Source organism: Nostoc sp. 2RC, from assembly GCF_014222165.1.
GTDB classification, from domain to species: Bacteria; Cyanobacteriota; Cyanobacteriia; order Cyanobacteriales; family Nostocaceae; genus Nostoc; species Nostoc linckia.
This window is the reverse complement of sequence record NZ_JACKZU010000147.1, coordinates 1-18,973: the sequence shown is the minus strand read 5'-3', so window position 1 is coordinate 18,973 and position 18,973 is coordinate 1. Positions and strand designations below refer to the sequence as shown.

The 18,973-nt window shown below is 40.9% G+C and carries 13 protein-coding genes; 8 read left to right on the top strand and 5 right to left on the bottom strand.

Annotation, left to right across the window (positions count from 1 at the left end; translation table 11 throughout):
* Positions 1-189: 189 nt before the first annotated feature.
* Together GNE10_RS17635 and GNE10_RS36010 are read right to left on the bottom strand one after the other, a co-directional pair.
* A complete protein-coding gene (locus GNE10_RS17635; RefSeq protein WP_185566289.1) occupies positions 190-1,290 on the bottom strand; it encodes a glutamate--cysteine ligase in 1,101 nt (366 codons plus the stop codon).
* Positions 1,291-1,600: 310 nt separating this feature from the next.
* Positions 1,601-1,735, bottom strand: coding sequence for a hypothetical protein (locus GNE10_RS36010; RefSeq protein WP_260446918.1), 135 nt, complete (start codon positions 1,733-1,735; stop codon positions 1,601-1,603).
* Between the two features lie 271 nt (positions 1,736-2,006).
* Here GNE10_RS36010 and GNE10_RS17630 point away from each other — a divergent pair, with 271 nt between their 5' ends.
* The gene (locus tag GNE10_RS17630; RefSeq protein ID WP_221642881.1) at positions 2,007-2,534 is read left to right on the top strand and encodes a hypothetical protein; all 528 of its coding nucleotides are present in this window, start codon (positions 2,007-2,009) and stop codon (positions 2,532-2,534) included.
* On the opposite strand, the gene GNE10_RS17625 is transcribed toward GNE10_RS17630, so the two are convergent.
* Positions 2,494-3,648 (bottom strand): DNA cytosine methyltransferase, encoded by a 1,155-nt coding sequence (locus GNE10_RS17625; protein WP_185566288.1) that lies wholly within the window; start codon positions 3,646-3,648, stop codon positions 2,494-2,496. The genes GNE10_RS17630 and GNE10_RS17625 overlap by 41 nt on opposite strands.
* A gap of 188 nt (positions 3,649-3,836) precedes the next feature.
* On the opposite strand from GNE10_RS17625, the gene GNE10_RS17620 reads away from it, so the two are divergent.
* Both GNE10_RS17620 and obgE read left to right on the top strand, forming a co-directional pair.
* The gene (locus tag GNE10_RS17620; RefSeq protein ID WP_185566287.1) at positions 3,837-4,517 is read left to right on the top strand and encodes a Mo-dependent nitrogenase C-terminal domain-containing protein; all 681 of its coding nucleotides are present in this window, start codon (positions 3,837-3,839) and stop codon (positions 4,515-4,517) included.
* Between the two features lie 255 nt (positions 4,518-4,772).
* A complete protein-coding gene (obgE, locus tag GNE10_RS17615) occupies positions 4,773-5,795 on the top strand; it encodes a GTPase ObgE (protein WP_185566286.1) in 1,023 nt (340 codons plus the stop codon).
* A 227-nt stretch (positions 5,796-6,022) separates the two neighbouring features.
* On the opposite strand, the gene GNE10_RS17610 is transcribed toward obgE, so the two are convergent.
* Positions 6,023-10,096 (bottom strand): PAS domain-containing protein, encoded by a 4,074-nt coding sequence (locus tag GNE10_RS17610; protein ID WP_185566285.1) that lies wholly within the window; start codon positions 10,094-10,096, stop codon positions 6,023-6,025.
* Between the two features lie 429 nt (positions 10,097-10,525).
* Here GNE10_RS17610 and GNE10_RS17605 point away from each other — a divergent pair, with 429 nt between their 5' ends.
* Positions 10,526-10,810 (top strand): hypothetical protein, encoded by a 285-nt coding sequence (locus GNE10_RS17605; RefSeq protein ID WP_099072454.1) that lies wholly within the window; start codon positions 10,526-10,528, stop codon positions 10,808-10,810.
* Between the two features lie 300 nt (positions 10,811-11,110).
* Here the strand turns inward: GNE10_RS17605 and GNE10_RS17600 are convergent, their stop codons facing one another.
* Positions 11,111-11,251, bottom strand: coding sequence for a hypothetical protein (locus GNE10_RS17600; RefSeq protein WP_185566284.1), 141 nt, complete (start codon positions 11,249-11,251; stop codon positions 11,111-11,113).
* Positions 11,252-11,532: 281 nt separating this feature from the next.
* On the opposite strand from GNE10_RS17600, the gene GNE10_RS17595 reads away from it, so the two are divergent.
* From GNE10_RS17595 to GNE10_RS17580, 4 genes are all read left to right on the top strand, one after another.
* Complete coding sequence (locus tag GNE10_RS17595; RefSeq protein WP_185566283.1) at positions 11,533-13,740, top strand: CHASE2 domain-containing serine/threonine-protein kinase; 2,208 nt, start codon at positions 11,533-11,535, stop codon at positions 13,738-13,740.
* 214 nt (positions 13,741-13,954) lie between these two features.
* Entirely contained in the window at positions 13,955-14,554 is a 600-nt protein-coding gene (locus GNE10_RS17590; protein ID WP_185566282.1) for a trans-aconitate 2-methyltransferase, read from the top strand.
* Positions 14,555-14,868: 314 nt separating this feature from the next.
* Positions 14,869-17,028, top strand: coding sequence for a hydantoinase/oxoprolinase family protein (locus tag GNE10_RS17585; protein WP_185566281.1), 2,160 nt, complete (start codon positions 14,869-14,871; stop codon positions 17,026-17,028).
* Positions 17,029-17,255: 227 nt separating this feature from the next.
* Positions 17,256-18,884 carry a hydantoinase B/oxoprolinase family protein gene (locus GNE10_RS17580; protein WP_185566280.1) on the top strand — a complete coding sequence of 543 codons (1,629 nt, stop codon included), beginning with the start codon at positions 17,256-17,258 and terminating at the stop codon, positions 18,882-18,884.
* The last annotated feature ends 89 nt before the right edge of the window (positions 18,885-18,973 follow it).

The following is an 18,973-nucleotide window of genomic DNA, read 5'->3' as shown; positions in this document are numbered from 1 at the left end:
GGGAAAGAAAAAACCTTTACCCTTTACCCTTTAACCCCTTCGGGGTGACGCTCCTTCGTCGCTAACGCTGACGCTAACGCCAGTCGCTCATGGGGGAAACCCCCAAGACCGCGCTGGCTCACCTTTTCCCAAAACCAAATTCCGAGTTGAAAATGCACAAAGCGAGCAGTATTGGCTCCCACCTTTTTTTTAAATTTGATAAGTCTGCCTGATTACTTTTTCTATCGAGCCTACACGATGATACTTTTCTATTAGTTCATGGGATTTTGTTTTTCGGTTGGCGAGCTGCTTTTTTAATGGTGTTAAAAAATCAACATCTGGGTCATCTTCTAGTGCGATTTCAGCAGCTTGTAATACTTTTGTTGCGTTGTGGAAAATCTCTTCGTTATCAAAGCCTTTTTTAGCAGACATTTGGTGCAAAGCTGCATCGGGAATTGTTGCTCTACCCAGTAAGGTTTTATCTAACACCAATCCTTTCAATAAGGCTAGTAAAGCTGCATAAATCGAGAAATCATCACAACTATCACAAGCCTTAAATTCAATACGACCTACTTCTGCGGGGATGCGGGCGATTTTTGTTAAAGAAGGTTTGCTACTAATTAGCTGTTCCTGTTTCTCAACAAAAACCAGAGCTGCGGATCTTTTTCCTGTCCGGATAAATGTCCTGACTGATAGCCCATCCCATAAAGCTCCATTATAAAAAGGTGAGCTATAACTAAAAGGTACTATGTAGGGACTGTAATAAGTTAATTTTCTGCCAATATCAATTAAATCTACAACAGATAAATCTACTAATGAAATATTTAAATCTGGGCCGTATGTCACCATGTGAATATTAGCAGTTTGTTCGTCAGGTTGAACCTCTAAATTTTTGATTTCGTAATCATTTAATGGCGGTTGGGGGACAAAAACGGAATTGTATGGATTAAAACTGACTAAAACTGGCGAGAAACCAAAATTAGCAGCGACCTCACGTAATAACTGAAAACTTTCTGATAATTCAGTGATGGCACTATGAATACTAGGATGTATAGTTGTTCTAATTTCGATACCTTTAGAATGACAGTCTATTACTTCCTCAGAATCGGCAAATCTTTCAAATCCCTCAATATACCATCTCTTTTGTTTAATACCCGCATCACCGACACGCAGCTGAGGATAATCGTTGGGGTATATGGGTAGCTTTTCAATAATTTGATTGAAATCAGCAAATTTGGTATGGGAAAAATCAGCAAACTTTCCTTGTTTGTTCAAGAAAGCGACTTCATGTTCAATGCCAAAAAGAAACATTATGTATACCTTAATTAATAAAAATTAGCCTCGATAAGAAACGCGATTAATTGATGCTGTTCGGTTTGAGGAAAAAACTGTCGTTCGATAATCAGGTCTGGTAAGTCAATGGCAAATCTTGAATTACACGCGAGTTAAGTTTGGTTTGACTCATAGATACTCCCTTACACGTATTAACTTGTGCTTGTGAAAATAATTAGAAAATTTTCTCAAGAGGATTCTGAGATAGATTTTATATCAAGTCTGGTGGTTATGTGGCAAAAGAGTGGGGATATTTTGTTTGAGAGCAACTTAGTAAGCTAATCATCATTCAAATTGCATCTTTGTATCTGGTGTGTCCCCGCGTCTTTCTAACGAGTTGAGTTATGCAATTTAAAAGCGCATCAACTTGTGAGGGCGATCGCTCCCAAACATCAGGTGTAGTTTTTTGAGTTTTTTTGCTCAAGTTAAACGTCCCGAAATCTTTTCTATGTTCACCGAAAGGTTCGGTATAATGGCCAGGTTTGTGGGAATTGAGCGGTTAGAAGAGCGGTCAGGGGGATCGCTAAGCAGCGCAGACTAACATGTCGCTGCAACAGATTGTTGGTAGCTGCTAGTAGTCTGGTAGAGATGATTGCAGCTATTGAGCTTCACTTGAATACAGTCTAGCTCTACTGAAAAAATACATTTTTGCGTATACTCTTCTTCAAAGTGCAGCAATTGTGGGGATAATTTGTGTGCCAACACTTCAAGTCCAAGAAGCTTACTCTTTTTATAGAACATATATCCTTGAGTATAGCCGCAATAAAGCCGAAATCTACGAGCATTACGGTTTTTCTTTGCAGGGTAGTGTAGGTTCAAAAGACTGGGAGGTATTTGCTGCAATTTTGTTTAACGATAAGGCAAGGAGAGGAGATGGGGCAGATTTGGAAAACTATGAGGTTAAATCTGCCACTATTGGAAGTAGTTTTGAATATCAATATCATAGGAATCGTGGATTGAACAAACTCACTGATGACAGAGATGTAGATCACATTTTTGTCGCGAGAAGTGAAACTTACATGAATGTTGAGGTTTGGTTTGTGGAACGTACTAAAATGATTCCCATATTCGATAGGTGGCTACCCGAACTCCAGCAAAATTATGAAACCTCAGAGAGGCAAAGATTTCGGCGTTCAGTAACGTATAGCTTTGTGAAAAGCCAAGGTGTTCGCATTTTAGAAATTAGTGGTGGACAACTAAGTTATTTTCTCGAAGTGATATAGCTAAAGGATTCAGAATATTTTCAGCAATCCAAACAATCACAGGTACACACACAGCATCACCAAATCCTGTTAAAGCTTGATTGAGTTGTAATGAAATTGGATAATCATCTGGAACACCCTGCAATCTTGCATATTCACGAGGTGTCATCAAGCGCATTTTTATGGTTCCTTGTCCAGCTTTAACTAGCATTTGTCGGCTGCTACCACCTCTGGCAGTTCTTAGACAACCTGCGAGTCCATCTTTTCTCAGTTCTGCCCTCTGCTTGCCTTCTCGAACCCGTCTATACATTGGACAGTAAGAGTAAAACAATAAATTTTTTAAGCTTTCAATATAAGCGAGATTAAAGGATGACATCATATTTAGATGTCGTTTTACCTCATCTTCAGACCACCAGCGATCGTCATTGTCTGGAATATTTTCTAAAACAAAGCTTAAGTCAAATTTTATCTTTTTAGGTAGCGCTGGAATTTCTAAAAAATGCCATTGTAGATCGAGATTAGCTATAACAACCTTTTCTAATGCTTTTCTTTTAAGTGAAGAAGAGCGTTTTGAAAAAACTAATATATCTTGATTCGGTTCGGAAGCTTGTACACCGACCATGAATATCCGTGGTCTACTTTGGGGAACAAAGTGAGATGCATCAATGGCAAAGACATCACATGCATAACCCAGTCGATTCAATTCTTGAATTACAATTCTGAAATCTTGTCCACCATTGGATGTGAGCCAACCAACTACATTTTCAAGCATCACAAGTTTAGGCTTGTTTACTTGACCATCAAGAATGTGAGTGAAGCCCCAAAAAGCACTAGAGTGTTGACCGGTAATGCCTCCTAAATTACCTGCCAAAGATAAGTCAATACAAGGGAATGATGCTGTTGCAAGTAGCGTGTTAGGAATATCAGTAGGACAAATGGAAAAAATATCTTGAACTTTGTAATATTCTATTGCATCTTTAAAGTGAGCAGAATACATTTCGTACTTGCTATACGCCCAGTCATTTGAGAAGACAATTTTCCATCCTGCTTGCTCTAGCCCTAATCGAACTAAACCTATTCCAGCAAAGTATTCTGCACAAGTAAATGTCTCATAGGGACTGATACTCTCACTCATATCAAGTTCTGATAATCACTCATAATTCAAAACTCTCCCTTGTCTTTGCATCTCCCCGTCTTTGCGTCAGTCCTAATTATAACTATTCAACCGAACCTGATATTACAAGCTGCTACTGCACCCACTATCCTCACAGCCACCAGGTAGGGTAGCTTAGTAGTTACTGAGGAAAGCTTGAGAATGAGTTTATGACAAGTACTGTTCAATCTCCCTACAGCAGCGAACAAGTAGCCGCTTGGTTGCGTGGACTGCTGACTATTGCTTGGGCTGATGGTAATTATGACGAGCAAGAACAAGAAATAATTGCCACCATTACTAAAGATGAATTAGCTCCTAAGATTGAATGGCAGGACTCGCCGGAGATTATTTCTCCTGAGGAATTAGCCGCAGTGTTGGGCAAAGGTACACCGGCGGCGGAAAATTTCTTAAGGACAGCGGTGATGGTGGCGATCGCAGATGGTACTTATTCTCCCAGTGAAGATGACGTTCTGCAACAGTTCTGCCAAGCCTTAGAACAACCACAAAATATACTCGAAGCTCTCCGCCACACCCTAGAACACCCAGAGCAAATTACCCCCGCTATTTCTGCAACTGGATTGACAAAACGTCAAATTGATGCATTGCGCCCCCTACGCGAGTGGCTTGATGGATTGGATATCGAAGACCCAAGAGTAGCCCGCTTTTTGTGTAAAATGATTCCCTCCCAGTGTCCCTTTGAGCGGGATGTCACCTTATTTAGACACAAAATCGTGCATATTCCACCGATGTGTAAAATTAATCCATTATACGAACAACTAGTGGGCTTACGTTTCCGTGCCCTTTCTTATTTGGCAGATAAATGCGGTGAAGATGTTTCGCCATATATTTAGTCTTGGGCATTGAGCATTGGGCATTGGGCATTGGCTAAGATGAGCATATAGCCGTAATCTGTTAACAGATCAACAAGTAGACGCACTCAAAGTTATCATTAATGACCTTGCACCCCAACTAAACGCATATCTAAAGTCAATTGGTAATGTTCCAAATGACCAATGACTAAGCGCAAAGTCTGAGCGGAGGTTTCCTCCGATCAGAACTTTGTAAGAGATGACTAATGACTAATGACCAATGACTAATGACTAATTATGCAATTTATTGACCAAGCAGAAATTGAAGTTGCGGCTGGTAAAGGTGGCGACGGTATTGTGGCCTTCCGAAGAGAGAAATATGTGCCGGCTGGTGGCCCCTCTGGTGGAAACGGAGGCCGGGGTGGTTCGGTAATTTTCGTTGCTGATGAAAATTTACAAACCTTGCTGGATTTCAGATACAACCATCGCTTTCAAGCTGAAAATGGTGGTCGTGGAGGTCCGAATAATCGCACTGGAGCAAATGGTAAAGATTTGATTATTGAAGTTCCCTGTGGTACAGCTGTTTATGATGCCGAAACTGGGGAATTGTTGGGAGATTTAATAGACCCTCACCAGACCTTAAATGTCGCCCAAGGCGGGAAAGGTGGGTTGGGAAATCAGTATTTTTTGAGCAACCGTAACCGCGCCCCAGAATACGCTCTCCCAGGATTACCGGGGGAAATCAAGCAGTTGCGCTTGGAGTTGAAACTTTTGGCGGAAGTCGGGATTATTGGCTTACCGAATGCTGGTAAATCCACTTTAATTTCATCTTTATCAGCTGCCCGCCCAAAAATTGCAGATTACCCCTTCACCACTTTGATTCCTAATTTGGGTGTAGTACGCAAACCCACTGGTGATGGTACTGTTTTCGCCGACATTCCTGGATTAATTGAAGGTGCTGCCCAAGGCGCTGGACTAGGACATGATTTTTTGCGTCATATTGAGCGCACACGGGTGCTACTCCACTTAATTGATGCCACTAGTGATGATGTGATTAGAGATTATCAAACGATTCAGCAAGAATTGAAAGCTTATGGCAGAGGTTTAGCAGAGCGATCGCAAATTTTGGCGTTAAATAAAATTGATGCAGTTGATAGCGAAACTGTAGATTTGGAAGCATTAGCTACCCAACTAAATCATCTCTCCTACGTCCCAGTTTTTTTGATTTCAGCAGTTACTCGCACTGGCATAGAGCCAATGTTACAGCAAATCTGGGAAATTCTCGACCAAATGAAGCCGGCTGAAGAATTATTTCGATAGTCATTGGTCATTAGTCATTAGATTTCTTGTAGAAATGGGAAAAAGGGTAAGGGGTAAAGGGGAAAGGGCAAATAAAAACCCTTTTCCCGGTTGGTGAGCTTGCCTGTCCTGAGCTTTGTCGTTGGCGTTGGCGAAGCCTCTCGTAGAGAAGCCTCTCGTAGAGAAGGGTCGAACCATTAACCTTTTCCCCTTCCCCCCTATGAGCAAAAGTTACTTTTGCAAGAGGTCTATTGCCCTATATTGTGGAGACGATATAGGCTAGCGATCGCATCTATTAATTCCGCTGGCTCCACTGGTTTAGCTATATGCTTGTTGTATCCTGCTGCAAGTACTTGCTTGGCGTTCACTTCTCCAGCGTAGGCGGTAAGTGCGATGGCTGGAATTTGTCCTCCCTGTTGTGGGGGTAGTTTTCTCAACTCTCGCATAAACATACATCCATCTACGTCTGGCATTCCAATGTCGCTTAATAGCACATCTGGTAGAGATTGCTTTAGGGCGGCTAGTGCTTCATTTGCTGATGGCACAGCTGTGACGCTGGCCCCATATTCCTCTAGCAAAAAAACAATGAATTCTCGCGTATCGGCATCATCGTCTACTACTAAAATTGTGACATCATTTAAATTTGAGGAAGGCTCGGAGAGGTTAATGTCTTGTTTGCTCTCTGGAGGTTGTTGAATTAGTGGTAGCCTGACAGTAAAAGTTGCACCGCAATTCTCACCCGCACTTTGCACCTGCACTGTGCCGCCATGCAATTCTACTAAATGACGCACGATGGCTAATCCTAATCCCAATCCGCCAAATTTTCTAGTGGTGGTGCTGTTTTCTTGGCGAAAATATTCAAAAACATAGGGAAGAAAACTAGGCGCGATGCCTTTCCCTGTGTCGGTGACGGTGATTTGGGCATGGGGGTACAGGGGCACAGGGGAAAGATTATTGCTCCCCATCTCCCCATCTCCCCATCTCTCCACCTTTTCCAGTCGAATATCAACTCGTCCACCCTCTGGTGTAAATTTCACGGCGTTTGAAAGCAGATTCCAAATTACTTGCTGTAATCGACTGGAGTCGCCTAACACTGGTTCTAAATTTGGTTCTAGGTTGATGTGGATTTTAATGGATTTAGCTTCTGCTGACAGGCGTACTGTCTCCATTGCTGCGGAAATTACACCTACTAAATCAACTGGGAGGATATTTAAGCTGAGTTTACCTTGTAAAATTCGGGAAATATCCAGCAAGTCTTCGATTAATTGAGCTTGTAATTGAGCGTTGCGTTCGATGGTTTTCAGGGCTTGAGGAATTGTTTTTTCATCTAGTTTTCTGGTTTGCAGTAACTTTGACCATCCGAGAATTGGGTTGAGTGGCGATCGCAATTCATGGGAAAGAACTGCTAAAAATTCGTCTTTGATGCGGTTGGCGTTTTCTGCTGCTTCCCGCGCAGTCTGTTCTATTTCGTATAAACGGGCACGTTCCATTGCTTGAGCGCATTGCTGTGCTAGTGCCAGCATGAAGGCGCGGTCATCTTGGCTCAATTGCTTATTTTCGGCAAAAGCTACGGTCATTCCGCCGATGGCACGTCCTTCAATGGTTAATGGAATGGATATCCAAGCCCCGTAATTATACTGGCTATATTCTTTGGCTAGATGTGAATAACGAGCTGCTCTTTCTGGTGTTGACTCTTGCCAAATAGGTTGTTTTGTGCGTACTGCTTCTGCCAGTGGCGCGGCTGTATTAATTGAGAATCGACGCCATGAGTTGACTAATTCTTCTTTATAACCAACTGCACGGATAATTTCTAGTTCTGTGCCGTTGTTAGTCACTAGTGCTACTAAAGCAGAACTAGCTCCTAAAGCTGCTATACCTTGCTCGACAATTACTTCAGCCACTTGTGCTGATGTTAAAGATTCAGAAAGGGCGGCGGTAATGGCTAACAAACGAGCAGTGCGAGATGCAGCTTGTTCGGCAACTTGTTGAGATTGCTGTGTTTCTGTGTAAAGTCGGGCATTATCAACTGCGATCGCTGCCCGCCGAGCTAATTCTTCAGCTAACATTAAGCTCTGATTATCGTAGCGATGATTGGTACTAGATACTAGACTTAAAGCTCCTAAAACTCGTCCCCTGACTACAAGCAACACGCACATTCCAGACTGCGGATTTAGCTGTTGCAAGATTTGGAAATGATTGGCATTTGAAGTTAGTGCTTGTATCTGTTCTGAGGCAATAAAATGAATAATTTGTGATTTGCCAGAGCGAATTACTTCCGCAACACCTTTTGCCTGTGCCAAATTAGGCGGATAATTTTGTAACTCTTCTACTAATTCTTGTTTTGCTGGGTCGGCATGGAAAGCTGCAACCCGACGCATTGATTTGTTTTCACAAATCATATCAATTACGCACCAATCAGCTATTTCAGGTACTACTAAACGCGCTAAGCTTGCTAAGGTTGTCTCATAATCCAATGATGCAGCCAAAATTTCGCTAGCTTCAGCTAAAAAGCGTTGTTTATCTTGCGCTTGTTTGCGTTCGGTGATTTCTTGACAAATTGCACCCACCCAAGTGATTTTGCTTGGTAGTGGAATTGGATAGTAATTTACTGACCAGTAGCGCTGCTTTCCTGGGGCTGCGGGTGTTTCTCCGCTAGTTTCTTGGGCAATAGATTCTCCAGTCTCCACCACATGACGAAAAGCGTCCGTAACTTCCTGGTGGACTCCTGGTAACAATTCGGCAATTGTCTTACCGATATGCATGTTTTCCGGCAAACCGTTGATTTCAGCTAAAGCATGATTCAAGCGCACAAATCGCAATTTTTCATCCCATACGCCAATACCGATGGGGGCGTTAGTGAACAGCGTATCAAGTAGCACGTTAGCTTCCAGTAACCGATTTTGTTCTATTTCTAGCAGCGCCAGCAGTCGTTCCCGTTCTGTTTCTGCTTGCTTGCCTTCGGTAATGTCTACACACATGCCCACCCATTCAGTGATTTTCCCTGTTTCATTGACTATGGGCACACCACGTATAGCCATGTAACGGTATTCGCCGTCATGGCGTCGGAGGCGATATTCTGCAACAGCAACGCTGCGTCCATAAAATGCTTGTCTCCACATTGCAGCCACCGATTTTCGGTCTTCTGGGTGCAATGCATCTACCCAACCCCAACCTTTGTATTGTTCGAGACTTTGACCAGTGAATGCTTGCCAGGTAGGAATTTCGTCAATTACATTACCCCAAGGTGCGGCACTCCAAATAATGGATGCGCTTGCTTGTGCAAGGGAACGATAGCGTGCTTCACTGCGACGCAGATTTTCTTCTACTTGTTGGCGATGGCGCAGTGCGGTTTGTTGTTCGGTCAAACACTGCTCTAAAGTTCCAAGTTGCTCCTCTGTGAAATTACTAGTTAAATTTTTTGTCTGTATAGAATTTGGCTGTGAAATTGCAACATTGGCAGTTTCCACAATTGGGTGATATTTTTCCTCTGCTGCTTGCAATAATGATTTAGTTCGCTGCTGTTCCATGAATTGACCGATTTGCAGGGCGATGGCACTCATGGTCTGGAGTAAATCTGAGTCTGGCTGTAAAATTTGGTTGGTGAAGAATTTCATCGCCCCTAAAAGTTTATTACCCAGTACAATGGGCAATTCCATAGCGGCTGCAAACAAATTTTCATCTGAAGTTAGTTCGCAAATCCAAGCTGGTTGACTGGTTAACTTTTCTCCTAAAGCCAGATTTGCAGGCTGGTTAAATACTTGGGTAACTTCTATGCTCAAATCAGATGAATGCCAACTACCGATGGGATGCAGAGTATTAATTTCCTCATCGACATTCCAAAAAATTCCCAATTGCCATCCTAAAGTTTCGCACAGCGATCGCAAAAGCAAAGGAACAGCATTAGCAAGTACAGTGGCCTCAGCTAAAATCTGAGTGATTGTTTGGTGTGCAGATAAAAGCTGTTTATGACGTTTTTGTTCGGTAATATCTGTAATTAATATTGATACGCCATTTTCCCCTGGATAAACGCAATATTCTAACCAACGATGCCATATGGGGTCTAAATACTCAAAATTTACTGTAATTTTTTGAGCAACAGCGCGATGCATCTCGGTGTAAAGTATGCTATTAACTGCCTGGGGATATAAATCCCAAATACTTTTACCCAAAAAATCTTCTTGATTGATTTGAGCTAGTTGAGCTAACTTATGATTCACATAGGTGTAGCGCCATTCACAATCTAATATGACAAAAGCATCACCGATCCTAGCTAAGATTTCTTCAACATTTTCAGGGATAGTTGCCCGAATTTCAGCAGTCACAGTTTCTGCTCCTCATTTTTGAATGTATTTGGCTAAAAGCACCTCATCAGTTTCTCTCCATCGGTTTATACTGTGAAACGAAACTCATAGCATCGTTATCAGCTTTACCAGTGAAAGTATAACGTTAAATAGATTGTTATATTTATATCAGACATAGGCAACGGCGAACGGGGAACAGGGTTAAGGGAATGGCAAATTAGACAATAAAGAATAAAAAACAGAGAAAGTATTAATAGCTTGCCTGTTGCCTATTCTCTGTTCCCTGTTCCCTAAAAATTATTTTTCCAAATTAAAATTGATTTTTGTATAATTTTGACTGCCTTTGTCTGGGGTTGTAGAGATTATTGAATAGTTATATTCTAATACATCCAGTATAGTCCAAACTATTTGGGCTAATAATAGAGTTATTTGAATGCAAAACATTAGAATATGAGAGTTTGGCTTGCTTGCTTTTTTGTACTGTTTGCGTTAGCGGAGTTTTTTGACTGGCTGCAAAAATTTAACTTGCCATTGCCTATTTATATTTTAGGCGGGGCTTTTTTAGCCGTTGCTTCTAACTATGACAAAATTGTTGGCTCCTATTTCACCGATGCCAGTATGGAAGCATCACTGGAACACCCGCAGTTAGATGCAACCACTTCATCTACTGAGCCTGTTTCCTTTGCTATTCCTAGTGTTGTGGAAAATACTCAATCAACAAAGGTGGATGAATAATTTAATGGGCATTGGGCATGGGGCATGGGGCATTGGGCATGGGGCATTGCAAATAAAAATAGGACTTACGCAACGCCGATATTGTCATTGCGACCGAAACGAAGTGTAGGGAAGCAATCCCAGCGTCAGGGCGGATTATTTCGCTATCGCTCATAATGACCGAATTACGTTATTTTTGCGTAAGTCCTGAAAAAATAATCAACTATTTATTTGGGGTGGGGGTCTTGCTGTTGGTGTCAAGGTCAGGACAAACAAGATGTCCAGCCCACAATATTGGGTATTAGGTCTGGGTAGTGGCTTTTATTTGAGTTGCAATTGAGTTGTCAGGCGATGCAATTGAGTTGTCAAGCGACGCAATTGAGTTGTCAGGCGATGCAATTGAGTTGTCAGGCGATGCAATTGAGTTGTCAGGCGATGCAATTGAGTTGTCAGGCGATGCAATTGAGTTGCAGCTAATCTGTTCCCTGCACCGCAAGTGGGGAAGGTAACTCCAAAAAATAAATGATTCTGCTTGGGGTCGTTGACCCTTTAACTTTGCTCAGGGTCAAGGCTTCGACTCTGCTTAGCCTTGACTGCTGACAGTCAACAGTCAACAGTCTTCTTTAGAATATTTTTTTACTTGGAAGTCCCTAAAAATCTGACAAGCCAATGCCTCGAATTAGCAGGTAAATTGCTAGATTAAATTAGAGGAATCTACCTATTGAGGCTAGCGCCGCAACATTGTGATTAGTGGATTTTTAGAAAAACTCCGTGTACCGTTTGTCAAAGATCGAAATTCGCGTCAAACTTCCTTGGGCAATAGCTGGCTGCAAGTTATTTTGGTTAGCAGTGTAGCAGTCACTGGCTCGATTTGGGGAATTCGTGAACTCAACTGGTTGCAGCCTTGGGAATTAAGAGTGTACGATCAGATGTTGCGATCGCGTCCTCTAGAACCACCAGATGAACGAATTTTACTGGTAACCATCACTGATGCAGATCTCCAACCAGAAAAATGGAATCTGTCAGATACTAAAATTAATCAACTGTTACAAAAAATCAATTCTTATCAACCGCGTATTGTTGGTTTATATCTTTTTCCTCCACTAAATAAAAGTTTAGGCGCAAACAAACAAAATCAAAACAATATTATTAGTACTTGCTTGTTTAGCAGCGTTGGTAGAAATGAAATTCCACCACCGTTGAATTTTCCCATAGATTTTGTTGGCTTTAGCGATGTAGTTCCTGATAATGAAAATGACCAAATTCTGCGCCGGAGTTTATTATTCGCCCATTCTACAGATGAAAAATGTACGACATCCTTTGCATTCGGGTCGCTACTTGCCATTAAGTATTTAGAACAACAAGGAGTTGAATACGAATTCACAGAACAAGGAAATTTTCAGTTAGGTAAAGTTATCTTTCCGCGTCTCCAACCTAATTCTGGTAGTTATCAACATTTAGATGCCAATGGTTATCAAATACTATTAAATTATCGTCACCCAAATTACCTTGCCAAACAGGTGACATTAACACAAGTTCTCAACAACAGCGTTAATCCCAGTTTATTTAAAAATCGCCTGGTAATTATTGGTACTACTTCAGTTAGCCAAAATTCAAGTAGCTTTTATACACCTTACAGCAGTTTACCAGATCAACCTGCGAGAATGCCTGCTGTATTTATTCACGCACAAATAGCGAGTCAATTAATTAGTACAGTATTGGATGGGCGGCCTTTAATTTGGTATTGGCCTGACTGGATAGAATTAGTTTGGCTGTGGGGCTGGGCAGTTTTAGGTAGTACTTTAGCGTGGTGGTTGCGAAATCCCTTACTTTTGTTAACAATAGGCGGGATAACATTAGTTGTATTAGTGGGAATCTGCGTTATTTTGTTTCTTGAAGCCGGATGGATACCGTTAATTCCTTCTGCTTTGGCTTTAACGTTTAGTATTATCTGCGTTATGGCTTATACTAATTATGAAAATCAACGGCAGACTCAAATAATTATTCTGCAAGTTGAAAAACAACAAGAAGCCATCGCCCAATTAAATCTGCTTTTAGAAGATAAAACAGCAATTCCAGATTCGCAACTTGATTTTCCTGACACCATTGATTCAGCACAAAAAAAATCTGGTGATTTGCTGTTGGGTGGACGTTACCAAATTTCCAAAGTCTTGGGTGCAGGTGGATTTGGTCGTACTTATTTAGCCCAAGATACTCAACGACCGGGGAATCCCACTTGTGTTGTGAAAAAATTAATGCCAGCGCGCCAAGATAGCAGATTTTTACAAGTTGCTCGCAGATTATTTAATAGTGAAGCAGAAATTTTAGAAACTTTGGGCAAACATCATCAAATACCAGAATTACTTGCATATTTTGAAGATGACCAAGAATTTTATTTAATTCAAGAATATATTGAAGGACATACTTTAAGTGAAGAATTGCCCCCTGCACATCACTTACAAAGCGAATCATTTGTGATTGCCATGCTCAAAGAAATCTTAGAAATTCTGACATTTGTTCATCAACATCGAGTGATTCATCGCGATATTAAACCGACTAATATTATTAGACGCGCTAAAGATAATCAATTAGTCTTAATTGACTTTGGGGCTGTGAAATTAATGCAGCCCCCCAGTAGCGAACAAACAGAATTAGCCACAGTGGCCATCGGAACGCGGGGTTATGCACCTCCAGAACAATTTGCAGGTCATCCCCGCTTGTGCAGTGATATTTATGCTTTAGGAATGATTGCCATTCAAGCCTTAACTGGCATACCACCACAGGAACTACATCCAGATCTAGAAACGGGTAATGTGATGTGGCGACAAACAGCAAGAGTCAGCGAAGAATTAGCGCTCATTTTAGATAAAATGGTTTGCTATCATTTTAGCGATCGCTATCAATCAGCCACCGCAGTTTTACAAGATTTAAAACGAATTTCAATTAATTGAATTGAGATATAGCGATTTACAGTTAAGTGAGGTGAAGATAATATTTTGAAACGCATACCGCCGTTAGGCGTTCCCGCAGGGTAGGGACGCAAAGTAAAGCGCAGCGAAAAGTCTGAACCAAGGCTTCCTTGGCTCAGAACTTTTTAAGACAGAGGTACGCAGAGATTTGTGCCTCAGTAGACTAGGAAACGCTATATCATTGAAGGTAAACATTATGAATCCAAATGCTACAGCCACGCAATACGATAAAATTGCTCAATGGTGGCAAATTGAGCATCAAGATTCGTTATATGGTATCGCGCAATTGGAGCGGGCTATCAAATTTACTTCTGGGCGACACTCAGCTATTGACATAGGATGTGGAAGCAGTGGACGTTTCATTAACGTCTTCACTAAATATGGATTTCAGGCTGAAGGACTTGATATTTCCACCGAAATGATCGATTTAGCCAAGTCTTTACATCCAGAAATTACATTTTACAATGAAGACATCTGCTATTGGATTCCTGCAAAACTTTACAGCTTCATTTCAGCTTGGGACAGCACTTTTCATTTACCGCTAAATATGCAAGAGCCTGTGATGAAAAAGCTGTGCGATGCTCTTGAACCCAATGGAGTACTTTTGTTCACCTGTGGCGGGGGACATACAAAAAGTGAGATTTCAGGTTCATTTCAAGATTTAGACTTTGACTATAGCACTTTAGGAGTAGATGCTTTCCTACAAATTTTGACTCAGCATCACTGCACATGTCGCCACCTGGAATATGACCAATATCCGGAAAATCATGTTTATATAATTGCTCAAAAGACTTAACATTGTTGCTAATTGAAAGTATGAATTAGTTTTTAGGACTTACGCACAAGTAATGAAATAAGAAACCGCAGAGAAAATTAGTTATGATTCCCACAGTCATTGCACCCCACCCCTTAATCCCCTCCCCGAACTTCGGGGAGGGGAGACAAAGCGTAGCTTTGGCTCTTTGGGGTTTTTCGCGTTTAATAAGTAATCAAGTGGACATGATATCAGGTCAATCTTCGACAGTTGTCTGAAAAATTTTCTACACTTAGAGTAGAAACACATCGCATCCTATTGTTAATCTACTTGTAAGCTATTAAGGAAACAAAGCGATGTTAAAAGTTTTTGCAGACAGGGGTGGTACATTTACAGATATTGTTGCTGTTACCAATAACCAAGCAATTATCGACAGACTTTCAAAACATTCCGGACGTTTTTTAATTGTTCCTCTGCCTCATCAACAATGGATTATAGTTTATAAATTACTTTCAGAAAATCCCGAACAATATCAAGATGCAGCTATTCAAGGCATTCGGGATATTATGGGTCTTTCTAGTAATGAAGTTATTCCTGGCGAAGCAATAGAAGTGATAAAAATGGGGACAACGGTAGCCACAAATGCACTGTTAGAAAGAAAAGGCGATAGAGTTGTGCTGCTAATTACTAAAGGTTTTAAAGATGCCCTGCGAATTGGCTACCAAAATCGTCCTCATATTTTTGCTCGTCATATTGTTTTACCAACCATGCTTTACGAGCAAGTAATAGAAATAGATGAACGCTATGATGCCAAAGGTAATGAATTAATTGCTGTAAATATCGAGCAAGTCAAAGGCGATTTACAAGCAGTTTATCATACAGGAATTCGTAGTTGTGCCATTGTTTTGATGCATAGCGATCGCTATCCCCAACACGAACAACAAATAGCCACCATTGCCCAAGAAATTGGCTTTACTCAAATCTCTGTATCTCATCAAGTTAGTCCGTTAATGAAATTAGTTAGCAGAGGAGATACAACAGTAGTCGATGCTTATTTAACTCCTATTTTACGTCGTTACGTCAATCAAGTGGCGAGTGAATTGAAAATGGGGCATGGGGCATTGGGCATTGGGGATGGGGCACAAGGTAGCACCTCTTCATCTCCCTCATCTTTCATCAAACTAATGTTTATGAAATCCGATGGCGGTTTAGTTGCAGCTGAACAATTTCAAGGAAAAGATAGTATTTTAAGCGGCCCAGCCGGGGGTATTGTTGGTGCAGTTCAAACTAGTAAAAGGGCAGGTTTTGAGTTAGTAATTACCTTTGATATGGGAGGAACAAGTACAGATGTTGCTCATTTTAAAGGAGAGTATGAACGGCAATTAGAATCCGAAATTGCTGGCGCACGAATGCGAGTTCCAGTATTAGCAATTAATACTATTGCGGCTGGTGGTGGCTCAATTTTGTTTTTTGATGGTTCTAGTTATCGTGTCGGCCCTAAATCTGCTGGTTCAATTCCCGGCCCTGCTTGTTATCGTCGTGGCGGGCCATTGGCGGTAACTGATGCTAATGTGATGTTAGGTAAAATTCACCCGCAATATTTTCCTTCAGTTTTCGGAATTGATGGGAATTTACCTTTAGATAAAGATATTGTGATTGAGAAATTTACACAATTAACCCAAGAGATTGCAACTACTACAGGAAATCATTGTACACCAGAACAAGTAGCGGCTGGATTTATGGCGATCGCTGTGGAAAATATGGCGAACGCAATTAAAAAAATCAGCCTACAACGTGGTTATGATGTTACGCAATATGTGTTGTGTTGTTTTGGTGGTGCAGGCGGGCAAGTTGCTTGTTTAATTGCCGATACCTTGGGCATGAAAAAGATATTTCTTCACCCTTACGCTGGAGTTCTCTCGGCTTATGGCATGGGATTAGCTGATGTGCGGGCAATTAGAGAAACAGGAGTCGAACAACCTTTAACTGAAATCTTAATTCCTCAATTACAACGTTTAATAGAATATTTAGAAACCCAAGCTAGAAGTGAAATCAATGAAGCACGCACTCAAGTAGAAGTAGTGCGAAAAGTTAACTTAAAATATGAAAGCACTAACTCAATTTTAATAGTTAATTTTGCCGATGAAGTGGCAGTAATGCGACAAGAATTTGAAACAGAACATAAATCGCGCTATGGTTTCATTCAATTAGAGAAAACCTTAATTGTCGAATCTGTTTCTGTAGAAGTAATTCAGAAGATGGATACACCAGAAGAACCTTTAATTAATCGTAGTCGTTCTTTAGATGAAGCCCCCAAACCTGTTGAAACAGTGAAAATATTTACTGCTAATAAATGGCACAATACACCGATTTATCGACGGGAAGATTTACAACCAAAAGATAGAATTACTGGAACTGCAATTATTGTCGAAAAAATTAGCACAATTGTAGTTGAACCCAATTGGCAAGCAATCTTAACTGAACGCAATCATTTAATATTGCAACGTATTGCGTAGATTCTTCCTTATCCAACTCTAAAAAATTTCTTCAGCATTTCAAACTAAATCCTTATCTGAGAAGGGCGGAAAGTCTAAATGAGTAACTCTTTTCAAAATTATTCCTCCAATCCAATATTCACCACTAAAACTGTAATTTCACAAAGAAAATCTGGACTAGGGCTTCATTTAACTTACAGTAGCAAATTTTCAACAATTCATTGAATTTAAACAAACAGGAATCAAATATGTACCCAACAACTCAACCCGACCCGGTTCGTCTAGAAATATTCAAAAATCTTTATCAATTTATTGCCGAACAAATGGGAATTGTTCTGCAAAACACAGCAACATCTGTGAATATCAAAGAAAGATTAGATTTCTCCTGCGCTATCTTTGACTCTTCTGGATTATTAGTAGCAAATGCCCCCCACATTCCCGTACATTTAGGCTCAATGAGTGAAAGTGTCCGCAGTTTAATTAACGATAAAGGCAACACCATAAAACCAGGAAACGTCTATTTATCTAATAACCCATATAACGGTGGTACACATCTTCCTGATGTAACTGCAATTACCCCTGTATTTTTGGGGAGTGAGGGAGACAAGGGAGAGGAGGGAGCTTTTGAGGTAGGGGGAGAAAGAATAACCAATACCCAATGCCCCATACCCATTTTTTTTGTTGCTTCTCGCGGACACCAAGCTGATATTGGCGGAATTACTCCCGGTTCTATGCCTCCCCACAGTACTAAAGTGGAAGAAGAAGGAATTCTTTTTGATAATTTTCTTTTAGTTGAAGAGGGAAATTTTCAAGAAACTGCTCTGAGACATCACCTTTTAAATCATACTTATCCGGCTCGTAACCCCGACCAAAATTTAGCTGATTTTAAGGCCCAAATTGCAGCGAATGAAAGGGGAGTTCAAGAACTACGGAAAATGGTTTGGCAATATGGACTTGATATTGTTCAAGCTTATATGAAATTTGTGCAAGCTAATGCAGAGGAGGCGGTGAGAAGGGCGATCGCTGTTCTCAAGGATGGTTCCTTTGTTTATAAAATAGACAATGGCGCACAAATTCAAGTGCAAGTGACAATTCACCCAGAAAGCCGCAGCGCTACTATTGATTTTACTGGAACTTCTCGGCAATTAGATAGTAATTTCAACGCTCCGAAAGCTGTAACTCAAGCAGCAGTTTTATATGTCTTTCGGACTTTAGTTGATGATAATATTCCCCTCAATGCCGGATGTCTGAATCCTTTAGAAATTATTATTCCAGAGGGCTGTATGCTCAACCCCACTTATCCAGCGGCGGTAGTGGCAGGTAATGTAGAAACTTCTCAAACCATTGTTGATGCTTTGTATGGTGCTTTGGGTGTAATGGCAGCTTCTCAAGGAACGATGAATAATTTTACTTTTGGTAACGAAAAATATCAATACTATGAAACTATTTGCGGTGGTTCTGGTGCAGGAATTCATTTTGATGGAACTGATGGCGTTCATTCCCACATGACTAACTCACGCTTGACCGATCCAGAAGTTTTAGAAACCCGTTATCCTGTACTTTTAGAAAGTTTTAGTATTCGTGCTGATAGTGGTGGAAAAGGCCAATATTCTGGGGGAAATGGAGTTATTCGTCGCATCAGATTTTTAGAACCAATGACGGCGAATATTCTCTCTGGACATCGAGTGGTTGCAACCTTTGGATTAAATGGCGGAGAAGCAGGAAAAGTTGGACACAATTGGATACAACGTCAAGATGGAAGTAAAGAAACTTTAGATAGTACTGCAATGGTGGAAATGAATGTCGGAGATGTTTTTGTAATAGAAACTCCTGGGGGAGGTGGATTTGGTCACCCACAGGCGCAGAAAGTAATATGAGTTGGGCAGTTGCGAGTATGAACTTCCCTGGTGGTCTGGGAAAAGGTTAAGGTATTGTAAATATAAAGAGTAAAGGATGTATTTAAAAC

Coding starts and splice junctions, on each gene's coding strand:
- obgE (WP_185566286.1), top strand. CDS start 4,773: ATGCAATTTATTGACCAAGCAGAAATTGAAGTTGCGGCTGGTAAAGGT.
- GNE10_RS17580 (WP_185566280.1), top strand. CDS start 17,256: ATGTACCCAACAACTCAACCCGACCCGGTTCGTCTAGAAATATTCAAA.
- GNE10_RS17590 (WP_185566282.1), top strand. CDS start 13,955: ATGAATCCAAATGCTACAGCCACGCAATACGATAAAATTGCTCAATGG.
- GNE10_RS17585 (WP_185566281.1), top strand. CDS start 14,869: ATGTTAAAAGTTTTTGCAGACAGGGGTGGTACATTTACAGATATTGTT.
- GNE10_RS17605 (WP_099072454.1), top strand. CDS start 10,526: ATGAGAGTTTGGCTTGCTTGCTTTTTTGTACTGTTTGCGTTAGCGGAG.
- GNE10_RS17620 (WP_185566287.1), top strand. CDS start 3,837: ATGACAAGTACTGTTCAATCTCCCTACAGCAGCGAACAAGTAGCCGCT.
- GNE10_RS17635 (WP_185566289.1), bottom strand. CDS start 1,290: ATGTTTCTTTTTGGCATTGAACATGAAGTCGCTTTCTTGAACAAACAA.
- GNE10_RS17625 (WP_185566288.1), bottom strand. CDS start 3,648: ATGAGTGAGAGTATCAGTCCCTATGAGACATTTACTTGTGCAGAATAC.